Source organism: Corynebacterium sp. HMSC064E08 (genome assembly GCF_001811805.1).
GTDB lineage: Bacteria > Actinomycetota > Actinomycetes > Mycobacteriales > Mycobacteriaceae > Corynebacterium > Corynebacterium jeikeium_D.
Genome location: NZ_KV806691.1, coordinates 82,484 through 98,081, shown reverse-complemented (window position 1 = coordinate 98,081; position 15,598 = coordinate 82,484). Strand labels below are relative to the sequence as shown.

Annotated in this window: 16 protein-coding genes; 7 read left to right on the top strand and 9 right to left on the bottom strand. The window is 61.4% G+C overall.

Annotated features, from left to right (window positions below):
* The first annotated feature begins 39 nt into the window (after positions 1–39).
* Positions 40–2,457: an ATP-dependent RNA helicase gene (locus HMPREF2820_RS00475; protein WP_070602204.1), complete on the top strand. Its 2,418-nt coding sequence runs from the start codon at positions 40–42 to the stop codon at positions 2,455–2,457.
* 12 nt (positions 2,458–2,469) lie between these two features.
* On the opposite strand, the gene HMPREF2820_RS00470 is transcribed toward HMPREF2820_RS00475, so the two are convergent.
* Positions 2,470–3,636, bottom strand: coding sequence for a glycosyltransferase 87 family protein (locus tag HMPREF2820_RS00470; RefSeq protein WP_224784082.1), 1,167 nt, complete (start codon positions 3,634–3,636; stop codon positions 2,470–2,472).
* 84 nt (positions 3,637–3,720) lie between these two features.
* Here HMPREF2820_RS00470 and HMPREF2820_RS00465 point away from each other — a divergent pair, with 84 nt between their 5' ends.
* Together HMPREF2820_RS00465 and HMPREF2820_RS00460 are read left to right on the top strand one after the other, a co-directional pair.
* Positions 3,721–4,443, top strand: coding sequence for a YggS family pyridoxal phosphate-dependent enzyme (locus HMPREF2820_RS00465; protein WP_049189826.1), 723 nt, complete (start codon positions 3,721–3,723; stop codon positions 4,441–4,443).
* 30 nt (positions 4,444–4,473) lie between these two features.
* Complete coding sequence (locus HMPREF2820_RS00460; RefSeq protein WP_049172555.1) at positions 4,474–4,860, top strand: Rieske (2Fe-2S) protein; 387 nt, start codon at positions 4,474–4,476, stop codon at positions 4,858–4,860.
* A gap of 14 nt (positions 4,861–4,874) precedes the next feature.
* Here the strand turns inward: HMPREF2820_RS00460 and HMPREF2820_RS00455 are convergent, their stop codons facing one another.
* Both HMPREF2820_RS00455 and HMPREF2820_RS00450 read right to left on the bottom strand, forming a co-directional pair.
* A complete protein-coding gene (locus tag HMPREF2820_RS00455; protein ID WP_065421712.1) occupies positions 4,875–6,089 on the bottom strand; it encodes a Fic family protein in 1,215 nt (404 codons plus the stop codon).
* 200 nt (positions 6,090–6,289) lie between these two features.
* Positions 6,290–7,498: an MFS transporter gene (locus HMPREF2820_RS00450; protein WP_049172559.1), complete on the bottom strand. Its 1,209-nt coding sequence runs from the start codon at positions 7,496–7,498 to the stop codon at positions 6,290–6,292.
* Between the two features lie 106 nt (positions 7,499–7,604).
* On the opposite strand from HMPREF2820_RS00450, the gene HMPREF2820_RS00445 reads away from it, so the two are divergent.
* Positions 7,605–8,822 carry a saccharopine dehydrogenase family protein gene (locus HMPREF2820_RS00445; protein ID WP_070547004.1) on the top strand — a complete coding sequence of 406 codons (1,218 nt, stop codon included), beginning with the start codon at positions 7,605–7,607 and terminating at the stop codon, positions 8,820–8,822.
* Positions 8,819–9,670, top strand: coding sequence for an SDR family NAD(P)-dependent oxidoreductase (locus HMPREF2820_RS00440; protein WP_070602200.1), 852 nt, complete (start codon positions 8,819–8,821; stop codon positions 9,668–9,670). Before HMPREF2820_RS00445 ends, HMPREF2820_RS00440 begins: the two co-directional genes overlap by 4 nt.
* Position 9,671: 1 nt before the next feature.
* On the opposite strand, the gene HMPREF2820_RS00435 is transcribed toward HMPREF2820_RS00440, so the two are convergent.
* The 3 genes from HMPREF2820_RS00435 to HMPREF2820_RS00425 all read right to left on the bottom strand — a co-directional run bounded on the left by HMPREF2820_RS00435 (position 9,672) and on the right by HMPREF2820_RS00425 (position 11,928).
* The gene (locus HMPREF2820_RS00435) at positions 9,672–10,007 is read right to left on the bottom strand and encodes a YciI family protein (RefSeq protein ID WP_049189837.1); all 336 of its coding nucleotides are present in this window, start codon (positions 10,005–10,007) and stop codon (positions 9,672–9,674) included.
* 108 nt (positions 10,008–10,115) lie between these two features.
* Positions 10,116–10,520, bottom strand: a complete 405-nt coding sequence (locus HMPREF2820_RS00430) for a hypothetical protein (RefSeq protein ID WP_083308381.1) — start codon at positions 10,518–10,520, stop codon at positions 10,116–10,118.
* Between the two features lie 79 nt (positions 10,521–10,599).
* Positions 10,600–11,928, bottom strand: a complete 1,329-nt coding sequence (locus HMPREF2820_RS00425; protein WP_070602196.1) for a PepSY-associated TM helix domain-containing protein — start codon at positions 11,926–11,928, stop codon at positions 10,600–10,602.
* Between the two features lie 145 nt (positions 11,929–12,073).
* Here HMPREF2820_RS00425 and HMPREF2820_RS00420 point away from each other — a divergent pair, with 145 nt between their 5' ends.
* Positions 12,074–13,111 (top strand): aldo/keto reductase, encoded by a 1,038-nt coding sequence (locus HMPREF2820_RS00420; protein ID WP_070602194.1) that lies wholly within the window; start codon positions 12,074–12,076, stop codon positions 13,109–13,111.
* Here the strand turns inward: HMPREF2820_RS00420 and HMPREF2820_RS00415 are convergent.
* The gene (locus HMPREF2820_RS00415) at positions 13,095–14,093 is read right to left on the bottom strand and encodes an LLM class oxidoreductase (RefSeq protein WP_070602192.1); all 999 of its coding nucleotides are present in this window, start codon (positions 14,091–14,093) and stop codon (positions 13,095–13,097) included. The two genes, HMPREF2820_RS00420 and HMPREF2820_RS00415, sit on opposite strands and share 17 nt — an antisense overlap.
* Before the next feature lie 54 nt (positions 14,094–14,147).
* Between HMPREF2820_RS00415 and HMPREF2820_RS00410 the strand changes: the two genes are divergently transcribed.
* Positions 14,148–15,065 (top strand): NAD(P)-binding domain-containing protein, encoded by a 918-nt coding sequence (locus HMPREF2820_RS00410; protein WP_070602190.1) that lies wholly within the window; start codon positions 14,148–14,150, stop codon positions 15,063–15,065.
* Here the strand turns inward: HMPREF2820_RS00410 and HMPREF2820_RS00405 are convergent.
* The gene (locus tag HMPREF2820_RS00405) at positions 15,022–15,261 is read right to left on the bottom strand and encodes a GNAT family N-acetyltransferase (RefSeq protein ID WP_371455572.1); all 240 of its coding nucleotides are present in this window, start codon (positions 15,259–15,261) and stop codon (positions 15,022–15,024) included. The genes HMPREF2820_RS00410 and HMPREF2820_RS00405 overlap by 44 nt on opposite strands.
* Positions 15,240–15,398, bottom strand: coding sequence for a GNAT family N-acetyltransferase (locus tag HMPREF2820_RS11100; RefSeq protein WP_371455570.1), 159 nt, complete (start codon positions 15,396–15,398; stop codon positions 15,240–15,242). The genes HMPREF2820_RS00405 and HMPREF2820_RS11100 overlap by 22 nt, the downstream gene beginning before the upstream one ends.
* Between the last annotated feature and the right edge of the window lie 200 nt (positions 15,399–15,598).

The window sequence follows — 15,598 nt, the reverse complement described above, 5'->3', positions numbered from 1 at the left end:
GGGCACTTTACCCGCCTTTCCGGAGTTACTACCAGTTCTATGAGCACCGATTTCCAGTTCAATTTGCAGAACATTTCTGCAGGCCTGCCGTTCGCGTCGCAGCTCGCCTCGCTTGCCGACGCCGTGCGCGACCACGACGTAGTAGTCCAGGCCCCACCGGGCACCGGCAAAACCACGTTGGTTCCACCGGCGGTGGCCAACACCCTGGGTGGCCGCATTGTGGTCACGGCTCCCCGGCGCGTGGCGGTGCGCTCGGCGGCGCGGCGGTTGGCGCAGTTGTCGGGCACGAAGCTCGGTGAGGAAGTTGGCTACTCGGTGCGTGGCGACGCAAAAGTTTCCCGCACCACCCGCGTTGAGTTTGTCACTCCCGGTGTGCTGCTGCGCCGACTGCTGCGCGACGGCGACGTGGATGCCAGCGCGGTGCTCATCGATGAGGTGCACGAGCGCGGCTTGGACACCGACCTGGTGTTGGCGATGGTGCGCGACTTGCGGGATATCCGCGATGACCTGCGCATTGCCGCTATGTCGGCAACGGTGGACGCGCCGAAGTTCGCGGCCTTGCTCGGCGGCTCCACCCCGGCCCCCATTGTGGCGGCGGAGGCGGAGATCTTTCCGCTGGACATCCGCTACGCGCCCTTTCCGCAGCGGCTGGATGCACGCGGTGTGACCGACGACTTCCTGCAGCACGTTGCCGCCCAGGCCAGCACACTCGCGGAAGAAGCCGCCGGTGATGTGCTGGTTTTCCTCCCCGGCATCCGCGAGGTGGAACGCTGCGCAGGCTATATCGCGGATTCCTCGGAGGTGGCGGTGCTGACGCTGCACGGCCAGCAGAGCTCCGAGGAGCAGGACCGCGTGTTCCGTCGGCAAGCGGATGGTAGACGCGTAATTGTGTCCACCGCGATTGCGGAATCATCCGTGACCGTGCCGGGCGTGCGCGCCGTTGTCGACGCCTGCCTCGCGCGCGGACCGCGACTCGACATCGCGCGTGGCTTCTCCGGCCTGGTCACCAGCTCGTGTGCGCAGTCCTCGGCGAACCAGCGCGCAGGCCGAGCGGGACGTGAGGGCCCGGGCATAGTGGTGCGCTGCGTCTCCCAGTCGGAATTCGCGTCCTTTCCCGCCTGGCCCGCGCCGGAAATCGAGGTCGCCGACCTGACCCAAGCGCTCCTCGACGCCGCCGCGTGGGGCACGCCTGGGATGCAGGGACTGAAGCTTCTCGACGCCCCACCACCCCACCACGCGGAGGTCGCAAACCGCATTCTGGCTGGTCTGGGCGCTGTTGATGAGGACGGTGACATCACGGAACTCGGCCGTACTCTGGCTACCCTGCCGGTGCATCCGCGCATGGGACGCGCGCTGCTGACGGCTACGGCCATGATGCCGGAGCACGCGGGCGCGGTCGCACGCGCGGTGGAGAAACTCACCGATGCCCGCGGCTTGGCCAAGCAGGTGCGCCGCATTGAGCTGGATACTGAGGCCCCCGCCAACCTGCTGCCCTCGGACATCCCCGCGCTGGTCACGGCCCTGGCGTGGCCGGATTTCATCGGGAGGCGCCGCAGTGCGAACTCCGACGAATACCTCTTCACCGGCGGCACCGCCGCGGAACTCGCCCGCGGTTCTGACCTGCACGGCCACGAGTGGATTGCGGCCGCCGACATCTCGCGGCTCTCCCACGGTCGTGCGCTCATCCGCACCGGCGAGGCGATCGACCTGGAAATCGCCATGCTCGCCGCCGGCCACCTCGCCCGCACGGAGACCACGGCGCGCGTCGAACAGGGCCGCGTTCGCGCCCGCGAGCGCGACCTGCTCGGCGCCATCGAGCTGTCCTCCCGCCAGGTCTCCCCGACGCCCGAGCAGTGCATCGCCGCCAACTCCGCCTGGCTTGCCGACGCGCTTACCGACGCCTCCCCCAACCTCGACCGCGACACCGAACAGCTCCGCCGCCGCATGGCCTTTCTCCACACTCATCGCGGTGCCCCATGGCCGGATGTCTCCCCCGCAGGGCTCGCGGCCCAAGCCGAGCTCCTTTTTGCCGGCGAGCTGGACCGTCCGACCCCACCCAAGCTAGATGCCGAGCACCTCCGCCGCCTGCTGCCCTGGCCGGAGGCTTCGGACTTCGACCGGCTGGTGCCCGAACGCCTGGAGGTCCCCTCCGGTTCGAAGATTCGCCTGGAGTACCCGGAGGACCCCACGGACCCTGAGGCAAAGATTGTGCTCGCCGTGAAGTTGCAGGAGTGCTTCGGCCTGGCGGAGACCCCGCAGGTATTGGAAAAGCCGGTGACAATGCATTTGCTGTCACCGGCTCAGCGACCACTCGCGGTCACTCAGGACTTGGAAAGTTTCTGGAATGGCGCCTACGCACAGGTTCGCTCCGAGATGCGGGGCCGTTACCCCAAGCACCCGTGGCCGGAGAACCCGTGGGAGGAGCAGGCTACTGCGAGGACGAAGCGTCGTCGTTAAGCAAGCCCGTCGTTAAGCAGCTGCCTGTGCCCGCACGCGACTGGGCTTGCGCCAGAGGTAGATTGCGTAGCCCAGGCAGGTGAAGAAGAGCACGCCCCCCATGATTCCCTGCATGTTGCCGTAGAACCACTGCCCCACATTGGCAGCGTGGCCGAAGTCATTGCCCACGAACACCTTGTACGGTGCCCACCAGTGGGCGATCATGAACAGGACACCGACAATAATGTGCCCAATCTCGCGGACGAAGAGCACCAGCGGCACGAAGACCATGACGATCGACCAGTGGTGGCTGACCGCGTATGGCCCGGCGAAGCTGACCGCCAGCGCAACGAAACCAAGGGCTGCGACATCATAGCCGTTGCGGTGGTAGATCCACGCCACGAAAGCAGCAGCGATGGCACCGATGAGGAAGAAACCGTAGATGCCAATATCGAGCGCGGTACCCTCCACCCCGGCGCGGGCGAGCAGACCACTGAACGCCTGGTTGGCCTCATAGGTCGGGGCGCCACCGCGGTTGCCGGCGAAGAACTCATCGGTCCAGAAGTAGATGGACTCCTTAAAGCGCACGGCGAAACCAATAGCGACGGTCACCAGGAACCAGCAGAAGCTCTTGGCCACGGCCGCAAAGTCACGGCGCATGAGGAACACCAGCGCATATGCCGCGGGGGTGATCTTAATTCCCGCCGCGATACCCACGCCCAGTCCACGCAGTTTCTTGGGCAAAAAGCCCAGCACATCGGAGACCACCAGCAGCGCGAGGAAGACGTTGATCTGCCCGAAGAGCACGTTGGCGCGCAGCGGGTCGAGCAGCATCACAACACCGAGCACGCAGGTAGCCATCAGCTTCGGACGCTCAGAGCCGAGACGAGTGAAGACCATCCACAGCATCGCCCACACCGCCGCCAGCGTGGCGAACGTCCAGATGATCTGCAGGGTCACCGGCCCCGCCCAGGTCAGCGGGTAAAACAGCAGCGCCGCAAACGGTGGGTAGATGAAGCGGAAACCCGATCTGGTGGGAAACTCTGGTGAGTAGAGATCCTGGTCTCGTCGTAGTGCCCAGCCGGCGTCTTGGAAGACCTCGAGGTCCATCATGTAGGCAGTTGCCGCAAGATAGATGAAGTCGATGACAACGACCAGCGACACCAGCCCAAATACAATTGCCAAGATCCGTCTCTGCATGACGGAAAGCGTCGAGAGTCTGTCCATGAGCATGATTCGACACTACCGCACAGTTCTTCCTACTCAGGCCTTAGAGTGGGAGGTATGTTCGTGGAAAACTATCGCAAGGTTCGCTCCGAGATCGACGACGCTTGCCGACGAGCTGGGCGCCAGCCCTCCGAGGTCCGCCTGCTGCCCGTCAGCAAGACTGTGCCTGTCGACGCCCTGGTGGAATCCTGGCCGGAGCTCGCAGCAGCCGGCTGCGCTGGCCTGGCGGAAAACCGCGTCCAGGAAGCGGTGGCCAAGGCGGAGGCATTCCGGGAGGCCTTCGGCGACAAGGCACCACATATGGCCATCATTGGTCCACTGCAGACGAATAAGGCCGGCCACTTGGTCAGTTGTGCTGATGAGTTTCAGGCTCTGGACCGCCCGAAGGTGGCCGGAGCACTGCAGCGTCGCTTGGCCGATTCCGAGCGCACGCTCGATGTCTTGATTCAGGTCAATGCCTCCCGCGAGCCGCAGAAGTCGGGTCTGGCGCCGAGCCACGCGGCGGAGTTTGTCCGCATGTTTGGCCCCGATGGCGAATACCCGAACCTGCGTCTGCGCGGGTTTATGACCATCGCGGCCCAGAATGATCCGAATGTGCGCGAGACCTTCGCGGAGCTGCGGGAGCTGCGGGACAGTCTGCTCGGGGATTTGCGGGACGGTGTCAGCCTCAACGAACTGTCAATGGGTATGTCCGGCGACTACCGCGAAGCCATCGCCGAGGGGGCGACCACCGTGCGTGTGGGACGCGCCATCTTCGGTGAGCGCTCCTATCAGAAATAAAGGTCGCGAAATAGAGGTAATCTCAATGCCATGAGTTCTGATGTCTCCCCGTGCTCCCGTCGTCGTTTCCTCCTGGGAACTGCCGCCACTGCAGCTGGCGCACTCGTAGCCGCTTGTGCACCAAAGTCTGCGGTGGAGAAGGTTGACGCTGCCGACATTCCGGTTGGCGGCGGTGTGGTGATCGGCAATTACGTCGTCACGCAGCCGGAGGAAGGCAAGTTCGCCGCTTTCTCCAGCTCCTGCCCGCACCAGAATGGTCGTATCACTGAGGTCAGCAATGGTGTGATGATTTGCCCGAACCACAACTCCCACTTTGATATTGCTACTGGTGAGGTTGTTTCTGGCCCCTCGCGTAAGCCCGCTGGTCAGGCATCGCTTTCAGCCGAAGGCACTGAGCTGATTGTGGGCCAGAAGTAGGTTCCGGAAGCAGATTAGTGGTCGGTGGGTTCAAGGCCTAGAAGATCTACGCCAGCCGGCGCCAGCTGGAATCGCAGCGGACGGCGGCTCGTCGGCGTTGCCAGTCCTTGAGCCTCTAACTCGGCGAGATACTTTCGCGCTGTCCGCTTCTCCTTGCCGATGGTGTCGGCGACGTGTTCGAGCTTGATTCCATAATCAGGTCCGAACAACCGAGCCTGTGCCAGGACAAACAGCGTCCCGATCTCGTTGTCTGTCAGCGACACGGATAGTGCCTGCTCGGGCGAGTTGGTTAGCTCAGCTACCCGCTGTTCAAGCTTCTCGCACTGGTGGGACTTCATCTGCAGCTCTTCCAGCAAATACTGCTGAGCATTCAGAATGACATCAGCCATCACCTCGACGAAGAACGTGACTTCGCCCCGGTTCATTGGGTCTTCCGTAGTGGTAAAAGCCTTGTAATACTTCGCTTTATCCTCAGCGAGTTGGCGAGAAATAGTCAGCGCTGTGGCAGGTGAGAGTGTCTCCCGCAAAGCCACTGACAGCAGAAAACGCCCCATCCGACCATTGCCGTCATAAAACGGGTGAACGAACTCGAACATGAAATGGCTTGCCAGGATTCGAATAAGCCGATTGTCCTCTGAGGAATTCACCGTTTCCAGGAACTCATTGAGAAGTTGGTGAATGGCAGCTTCACTTTCAACACCGCGATGAATCTGTCGCTGCCCATCGGTAATTGTGACCGTTGATGCTCTAAAGAGTTCACCGTCTAACTCGTCCTCGGCGCCAATTTCATCGCCGAGAAGTTGATCGTACTGCTGCCGGATCCCTGTGAGTGTTGTCGGAAACTCAATCCGCTCATCGTTTGCCAGCCGGAAATAGAGCTGACTGAACTCATGAAAGCGCTTGTGCTGGGTTCCCGAAGTGTTGTCCAACGCCTCGGCGACTTCTCGCCGTGTGGAGTGGATTCCCTCAATCTCATTGGTGGCTACCACCTCGGCCAGGAGCAGATTGAAGAGATAGTGAGTCCGCGCTGCACCCGGCAGACGATTCCACAACTGTGAAATCTGCAGCTCTAGAGACAGAATCTTTTCAACCTTGGCTGCGAGATCGCTTGTAATGCAGCAAAAGAGTGGCCACTGCCCCAGCGGAAAGTGCCACTGAATCGTCGACGGGGAGTCTTTGCGTGACTGGTACTCGCTCTCCACTGCCTGTTCCGCATCGTGTGCAGACATGTGGAAGATCCTCTTAAGCGGATAGTGCTTCACGGCGAGTCTCCCCCTTCTGTTTCCAATGCTTTTTACATGATGCTTTCTACATATAGTGCCCTAAAAACGAACCCTTAATGTAAAAAATCACCGTTTTTTACATTAAGGGTTCGTTTCTTGGTGTCTAAATGTACCTTGCTGGCGATTTTCCCCCTACCGCGTTACCCTTAGCGCCGCGGCTTCAACCCGGCCACGGCACATGCACCAGCGATGAAGGACAGCGCCACCAGCCACGGAATCAGCCCTGCCCACTCGAAGCGACTGAACACCATGCCGGATACCCAACCGACAATGGACGAGCCCGCGTAGTAGCTGAACAGATACATCGATGACGCCTCGGCGCGGTCGCGCTGTGCCACCAGGCCCACGCCGGACGAGGACAGCGAGTGCGCCACGAAGAACGATGCCGTGAACACGAGCACGCCCACGATCAGCGCGGACAACCACGGCAGCAGCGCCAGCCCCAGGCCCATGCACGCCGCCAGAGTCGCAATGGCGATGAGGCGACGGCGGCTCACCGTCTTCGCCCACACACCCGCGCGTGCCGACGACCACGTGCCCGACAGGTAGAGAATAAATACGAACCCTGCCAGTGCCGGGGAGAGCCCGAACTTATCGCCCAGTCGGAAGCCCAGGTAGTTGTACAGGGAGACAAACGCTCCCATAAACAGGAACGCCAGGGCGCACAGCGCCAGGATGCGCGGGTCGCGCAAATGTCGCGCAATGGCCTGCCCCTCCCCTGCAAACGACAGTTTCTTCGGCTTAAACCTGCGCTGTTGCGGCAGGAAGTACCAGGTCAGAATGGCGAAGATGAACGCCACCGTCGCCGAGACCGCAATCGCCACCCGCCAGGAGGCGAACTCCAGCACAATGGACGGAATGATACGGCCGAGCAGGCCACCGACCGTCGTGCCCGAGATATACAGCCCCATCACGCGACTGACGTGGTCGGCGTGGACTTCCTCACTGACATACGCCATAGCCACTGCGGGCACACCGGCAATGACAATGCCCTGCAACAGGCGCAGCGCAATCATCGAACCGATGCCCGGCGCGATTGACACCACGAGCCCCAGTAGCGTTGCCACAAATGCGCTGATGACGATGACGCGCCTGCGCCCAAAGCGTTCCGACAAAATGGACACCGGGATAATCGCACAGGCCAAGCCACCGGTGGTGGCGGATACCGTCAGCGCGGCGGTGGCGGGGTCGACCGATAGCTCGTCGGAAAGCGTGGGCAGTAGCGCCTGCGTTGCGTAGAGCGCTTGGAACGATGCCAGGCCAGCGAAAAGCACAGCAATAAGCGCGCGACGGAATCCGGGATCTTCTGGCCGCAGTCCTTCGATCTGTTCGGGGTTTTCGTTAGCGCTAGTCACTTGTCCTACGTTAGCCCTCCCTCCAAACCCCTCGCTGAATACACGGATTCAGAAAACCTTTTTAATTCGCCCGCGGTATCGCTTTCGTTTTATTAGTTTCGTAGGCATGACTACTTCTTCCGCACAGCCACAGAGTCGCAACCACGACCGCGAGTACGACATCGTCGTCTACGGTGCCACGGGTTTCGTGGGCCGCTTGATTGTGGACTATCTGGCTAAACACGCCGGTCAGACGAAGGTGGCGCTCGCAGGCAGGAACGCCCAGAAGCTTGCCGACGTCGCGGAGAACGCAGGCGTATCGGACTGGCCGGTCATTGTTGCGGATGCTGCCGACCAGCCGGCGGTGGCTCAGCTTGCGGCCAGTACAAAGGTGGTGCTGACCGTTGTGGGGCCGTATGCGAAGTACGGTCGCACCCTGGTGGCCGAGTGCGCCAAGGCCGGTACTCACTACGTCGACCTGTGTGGCGAGGTGCTGTTCGTCCACGACTCCATCGCGAATAACCACGAGGTGGCACAGCAGACCGGAGCGAAGATTGTTCACTCTTGCGGCTTCGACTCGATTCCTTCCGACGTCGCTGTCCGCGAGCTCCACGAGGCGGCCCACACCAAGCTCGGTGAGACAACCCTGCTGTTCAAGCACGTCAAGGGCGGGGTCTCCGGCGGCACTATCGATTCGGTCCGCGTCCAGCTAGCACAGGCCAAGAAGGACCCCAAGCTGCGTCGCATCATCGCCGATCAGTACGCCCTGGCTGAGCCGGGTCCCGACCAGGGTAAGTTTGGCGTCGACCTGCGCCCGGCGCGCTTCCGCCGCCATTGGCGAGCACCCTTCTTCATGTCGCCATTCAACACCCGCATTGTTCAGCGCTCGGCGATGCTGGCGGATTACGGTGATTCCTTCCGCTACCGCGAGCTACTCAATGTCGGCCGTGGTCCGAGGGCTTTCGTGCGCGCAAATATTTTCGCGGCTGTCTGCAGGTTGGCGCTGGCGGCGATGGCGTTCGGGCCGACGGCCAAGCTCATTGATAAGAAGCTGCCGAAGCCGGGCGAGGGCCCGAGCGCTGAAGAACAGGCCGAGGGACGCTTCACCATCGAGGCCTACACCGTCGATACTTCCGGTATTCACTGGCGTTCCAAGGTGTCTCTCGAGGAAGACCCGGGGTACGCAGGCACCGCGATTATGATTTCCAGCGCCGCCCTCGCACTCGTCCACGACGATCTGCCGGACGCTACCGGCGTGCTCACTCCTACTGTCGCGCTTGGCGACGCCCTGTCCCGCCGTCTCCGCGCGGGCGGCATGACCATTGAGGCGGTGCAGGCTCGATGATTGGCGGCCTGACCGGTGCTTTTGCGAATCTCACCCGCGGACCGAAACTGCCGAGTGTAGGTGGCGGCCGTGCGTTAGTGACCGGCGCTTCCTCCGGCATCGGCTGGGCATGCGCAGAGGCACTGGTCGAGGCCGGTTTCGAGGTCGTTGGTACGTCCCGCAGGGGCGCGGAGGCGCCGCACCCCGAGGGCGTGCAGATGGTGGCGCTCGACATGTCCAGCGCCGACGACATCGCTGCTGTGGTCGCCCACGGGCCTTACGACGTCGTCGTCGCCAACGCCGGTGAGAGCCAGTCGGGCGCTTTCGAGGAGCTACCCCGCGAGGCGATTGAGCGTCTCTTCCAAGTCAATGTTCTGGGGCAGGTGGAGCTGTTACAGCAGCTGCTGACTGGCATGCGCGAGGCCGGTCGTGGCCGAATTGTGCTGGTTGGCTCGATGCTCGGCGGGTTGCCGCTGTCCTACCGTTCTTCCTATGTGGCGACGAAGGCCGCTATCCGCGGCTTTGGGCTTTCGTTGCGCGGTGAAGTCGCGCAGTTCGGTATTGGGGTGACGGTTGTCGAGCCGGGTGCCATCAACACGGGGATTTCTACACGTCGGACGACGTATGGCGATGAGGGTTCCGTTTACGCTGCTGATGTCCACCGCATGCTGACGAAGTTGAATGCCAATGAGGAAGATGGCATTCCCGCTTCGGAGATTGCTGAGGTGGTTATGCGCGAGGTATCTGCCGAGCGACCTTTGGCTCTGGTGGCGCGGGGGTCGTCGGCAAGCGTTGCGGTGCCCTTCATGCGGCGAATCCCGACGCAAGCGATGTTGACCATCATGCGCCGGGTGCACGGGCTGCGGTGAGTTAATCGGCGACGGCGCGCATTTCAACGGCCTGCGCACACGCCTCCGCGGCTTCGTGAGCCAGGTTGATGGCCTCTTGCTCGTCTGCGACTTGGACAATCCAAAAAGCTGACGGGAACGTCATCGCGTTGTAGTACGGCAGATCGCTATGTGAACCATCCGGCAGCACCGTCATGGCATCCTCCGGCGGTACCAGCCCGCCGGACATAACCCAGTGGCCTTCGTCCTGGAGCTTCTGATTGAAGCGTCCAATCCGTTCAAAGGCAGCGTGCATTTCCTCATCAGAGTCATACGCGTTGATATCTCTGCGGCCATGGACCGTGAAAAAGTACTGCACACCAAGCTCCTGGGTTTCGTTTTGCTAAGTGTAACAGATTGAGTGGGGATGGAACCGGGAATTTGTGAGGAATTTAGAGCTTTGGTTGAGCGTTTTTGCGGCCAGGGCCTAGTTCTCCTGTTGCGCGGCGGCGGCTCGCTGTGCCCTAATCTCCGCTACCTGCTGCTTGCGGGTATTGAAACCCATGCGCCACGGGGCGGCTAGACCTGAGTCGGGGGCATGCGGGTTATCGCGCCAAGATTTGCCCTCGTTGTAGGCCTGCGCGCCCTCACGGTATGCGGCGGACTGCTGAGAAAAAGTTGGATACGGCTGTTCGTCAGCCTGCCTGGCCTGCGCACCGACCGATTTCATTCTCGCGCGCAGTTCCTTGATTTTGCTCTTCACCCTTTCGTCATGCTGTTCCTGCTGCTCTGCGATCTCAGCGAGTGCTTGCTGCTCGGTGATGGGGTCGCACCAGTCTTCCTGACCGTCGTCTTTGTAGATACTGCCGCTGTGATCCCAATACCTTGTCATGCGTTTACCCTCCTGAGTGTTTTTCATGGGTGTGACTACGCCGTTAGGTACAGGGAACCCGAAGGCGACAGAACCTACACTAACCTCTCCGCAGCTTCCGCCAGGCCCAATCAACAATCACGAAGCCAACAAGCGTCACACCGAACAGTGGTGCAACCACCGAGTAGGCAATCAGCAGCGCCACAACGGCCGCTGCAACTCCCGGGCGAATGTCCCGCCAACGCGTCGGCGCCGGGAGCCTGCCAGGGCGGCCACCTCGACCACGTCCAAACCACATGGCGTAACCGCGCACAATCATCGCCACCAGAGCGACACCAATCAGTGCCAGGACCAGCTGATTCACCCAACCGAACAGGATGCCCATGTGCGCGTTGATCAGCCATTCAGTCAGCTTCGCCGGCAGCGGCCAGTCCGCAAAGTGAATCCGATCGACCATCGCTCCGGTCGAGCCGTCAACGGTGACGGTCTCAATACCCATCCGCCATTCCTCGCGGGCTTCCTTGGCCATCCACACCGTGCCAGCTTCCGGTGGTGTCAGTTCGACTTTCCCGGACAGGCCCTCGGCACGTGCGAGGTTCATAACGCTATCCGCCTCTGACCAGTCATAATTCGCTGGTGCAGTCGCAGTCATAGCTGGTTTCGGCGCGTACCAGTCCATCGTCTCGCGCAGCTTTGCGATGCCCGTTCCAGCCACCCACGACCACGTCAGGCCGGTGACAGTCAGGAATAAAAGTCCAACGCTAACCGCCACGCCAACATTCGCGTGACGACGCATATGATGTGCCCTCTTACTTGTTCCCTGTGTCCGCTTACGACGCGAACGATCCCACCAGAGCCAGAGGCCACCAATAGCCAGTGCGCCCATCCAGGATGCTGCCGTCTCGGAGTAGAGGCGACCAAAGTTGCTATCAATCCAGAGCCTGCGGTGCCCTTCCGAGATCCACGCCCGCAGTGGCAGCGCCGCCGAGGAACCGTATTGCACCAGGTCACCCTTGATGCTCAAGTCGCCTGGGTCAACGAACACCGCATGTCGGTAGGACTCCGACTTCAGCTGCTCGTCATTGAACATGACTCGCGTTGTCTGCCCCGGCTTTTCCGGGACCTGCACTGCGGTCGCCGGCAGGTCAGGGTGCACGCGCTGCGCGACCTCAACCTGCTTTTCCAGTGGTTGTGCGGGAAGGCTTGATGTTGCAGTTAGTTCTTCGTGGTAAACCACCTTTTCTATGCTCGGGGCGAGGGCATACGCCACGCCTGTGATAGCTGCAATAACAAGTAGTGGCGCAACGAGGATGCCTGCAACGACATGGATTCGGTGCAGTAATGCTCGTGGCCCACCATTTTTCTGAGTCTGTGCGACGGGGTTTGCGGCTGGCGTTCCAGCGGCATCGCCTGTGGCTATTGAAGTCATGCCTTATTAGTCGGACGAACTGCCCCAGTTGTTCCCCAGCAAGCTCACTTTTATTACTTCCAGGGGTAGCCATTCGGCCACGCGCCTCGTTGTCGGCCACCTTGTGCACAACTACTCGTCGTAAAGCCCGCGTACCCTCGAATACATGGCTTATCCAGACGTGTACCACGCCAATGACAACCGCTATGAGACGATGCCGTACAACCGCTCCGGCAGTACAGGGCTGAAGCTTCCAGCCATTACACTGGGACTTTGGCATAACTTTGGTGATGACCGACCGCTCGAGACGCAGCGTGAAATCCTGCGCACCGCGTTCGACCACGGCGTCACACACTTCGACCTCGCCAACAATTACGGCCCACCGCAGGGCTCTGCGGAGGCGAATTTCGGTCGCATCATGGCCAAGGATTTCGCTCCCTACCGCGATGAAATGATTATTTCCTCCAAGGCCGGTTGGTACATGCAGGATGGCCCCTACGGCTTCGGCGGCTCGCGGAAGTACCTCGTGGCCAGCTGCGATGCCTCGCTGAAGCGCATGGACCTGGATTATGTGGACATTTTCTACCACCACCGCCCCGACCCGGATACGCCTATCGAGGAAACCGTCGCCGCCCTCGATTTCCTCGTCCGGTCGGGTCGCGCGCTCTACGTCGGCGTGAGCTCCTACTCCCCCGAGCTCACTCGCCGCGCGCAGAAAATCGCCCGTGAGCTGGGCACACCGCTGACCATTCACCAGCCGAGCTACTCCATGTTCAACCGCTGGATCGAGGACGAGCTGCTGGCAACCTGCGCCGACGAAGGCATGGGCGTCATCGCCTTTTCCGCGCTTGCGCAGGGGCTTCTCACCGACCGCTACTTGGATGGCGTGCCGGAGTCCTCGCGTCTCGGGGCACACAAGATGAACTCGGGGTTCCTCAACGACGACACGCTCACCGCCATCCGCGAGCTCAACGCCATTGCTTCACGACGAGGCCAGTCCCTGGCACAGATGGCCATCTCGTGGGTGCTCCGCCGTGACGAAGTGACCTCAGCCCTGATCGGTGCATCCTCGGTGAAGCAGCTGAAGAACAGCCTCGGCGCCCTGGACGCTGCACCGTTTAGCGATGAAGAACTCGCGGAGATCGACAAGTGGGCCGTCGACCGCGGGATTAATCAGTGGCAGGGCGCTACGGAGTCTGTGTAGGGAGCTCATCGAGCGCCGGCAGCACATACTCAATCAGCTCATCAATCTGCTCTTCCGCATCCCGCTTCGAGGTGCGGAAGTTGATGCTGACGTGGTTGATTCCGAGCTGTCGCTGGGATTGCAGCAGTTCAATGAGCTTGTTGCGGCCAAGGCGGTACCCGAAGTGGCCACCCTGCGCGGGGGCGTCGGGGTCTTCATGCAGGTCAATCCACAGTGATTCCAGGAATGGTTTGAACACGTCCTCACCGCACTCCTGCGCTACCGCCTCCTGCCAGTTGGCGATGTTTTTCTTCTGCATCTCCAAACCCTTGTGGTACATGAACCAACCGTCGGTATGCGCGGCCTTCCACTCCAGGCTCTGCTGACAGGAGCCGGTGGCCAACAGCGGAACTCGGCGTGCCAGCGGCTTGGGCACCACATCGGATCCGCCCATCTTGCCCTCGGACCACCGGATAGGCCGGTAGCTGGTGCTGAGGGCTTTTTCATAGACCTCGATATGCTCGCGGAAACGCTCACCGCGCTTGCCTTTGTCCTGGTTAAAGGCGGGGAACTCCTCGGGTCGGTCACCGGTGGCAACGCCAAAGAGGAAACGGCCATCGGAAAGCCTGTCCAGTGTGGCAGCGCGCTTGGCCATCACCAGCGGATGCTGGAAGGGCACGACGACTGCACCGGTGCCGAGCGCGATATCGGTGGTGTGTGCGGCGATGTAACTGAGGTACATCCAGGGGTCGTAGACCTGGCCGACGTCGCCGAATGTTTCCACGCGCAGCGGGATGTCGCGTGCCCACACCGCCGCGATGCCTGCGCGTTCGACTTTCTGAATCAGCCGAATCTGGTTGCTCAGCGCGTCCTTGGGCTCGGCTTCGGCGTCCTGCTCGATGGGCAGACTCAGCCCTACCGTGAGTCGGCCCGGCGCGAATGTACGCTGGTAACCGGGTAGTTCGTCGATGGGCTTGTCCGAAAGATCAAACAGCGAGCTCATGGTGCTCCACGGTAGTACAGCTCGAGGTGCGGCACTCGTCGTTAAGCTGGGAGCATGCTTGAGGATGTCATCATCGTCGGTGGCGGCCAAGCTGCCCTCGCTACCGCCTATTACTTGCACAAACACGGCATTGATCCGCTCATTCTGGACAATCAGCCCGCTCCCGGCGGCTCCTGGCGCAATGTCTGGCCCTCACTGACGCTCTTTTCCACCCCGGACTTTTCCAACCTTCCGGGCATCCAGATGCCCAATTATGACGGTTTCCCGCCCGCTTCCCACGTGATTGACTACCTCAGCTCCTACGAAAAGCGCTACGAACTGCGCGTTCAGCGCCCGGTCGCCGTCACGCACGTCTCCCATGACGGCACCTTCCACCTCACCAGCGATGCCGGTGACCTCGAATCCCGCCAGCTCATCGCCGCCACCGGCAACCGGCCCTTCGTCCCGCACTACCCCGGCACGACCGCCGCAAAACAGTGGCATTCGGCCAACTACCCAGGTCCCGAGCCATTCGAAAGCTCTTGCGTTGCCGTTGTCGGCGCGGCGAACTCCGGCGCCCAAATAGCCTCTGAACTGGTACTTTCCAACATCGACGCCACCTGGTTCACCCGCCACGAACCACGCTGGATGCCCGACGACGTCGACGGCCGCGTCCTGTTCAAACGCTACCGCCAGGGCTCCACCGACAGCATCGGCGACATCGTCGTCCTACCGCCCGTCCGCAAAGCCCGCGACTCCGGCGCACTCACCTGGACGCCCATGTTCTCCTCGCTTGACGACGTCCACGCGGACCACCTCATCTGGTGCACCGGTTTCCGCCCAGCGCTCGGCCCTTTCCGCAGCGTCGACTCTGACCTCATCGAGTTCGTCGGCTACGGCGACTGGGTTGGCCCCGGCGCCGCCACGATTATGGGCGTTGGCCCCTTCGCTAAGCGCGCGGCCGAGCGGGTGGCTGCCCGTCTGTCAGCATGACCTGCATTAGCATCATGTCCAACCAGCGCCCGTTCTTCGTCCCCACCTGCGGCAGTAGCCCAACACGCTGGAAGCCGTACTTTTTGTGCAGCGCAATCGACCCCTCGTTGCTGCCTTCAATCGCCGCAACCAAGACATGCTTTCCCGCCTCGCGAGCAGCATCGATGGTCGCGCTTAACAGTGCGCCACCATCCATGCGATGCGATTCTCCGCACTGACCGTGTCATCGTTCCAGATGGCGACGGTGTTGATTACGGCTTCGTTGTAGATCTCCGCGATTGCCGCGGCATCGTCCCGCGTTGCGTGCCGGATGATCACGGTTTTGCTCCCCATTGTCTGCGCTGTTTCTGTGCTGTTTTCTACAGCTCCGCTTTTATGAAAGCGAGATTACCAAGCTTTCGTTTTCGAACGGGTGTTTTATTTGTATTTTGGTACGCCACCCCGCGAACAACCCACAAAAACCCAGGTAAAGTGTGCTTTTATGGTCGCCTAACCACCTTCGAAAACTCCTCAAAATTCTCTTTCATTTCTCT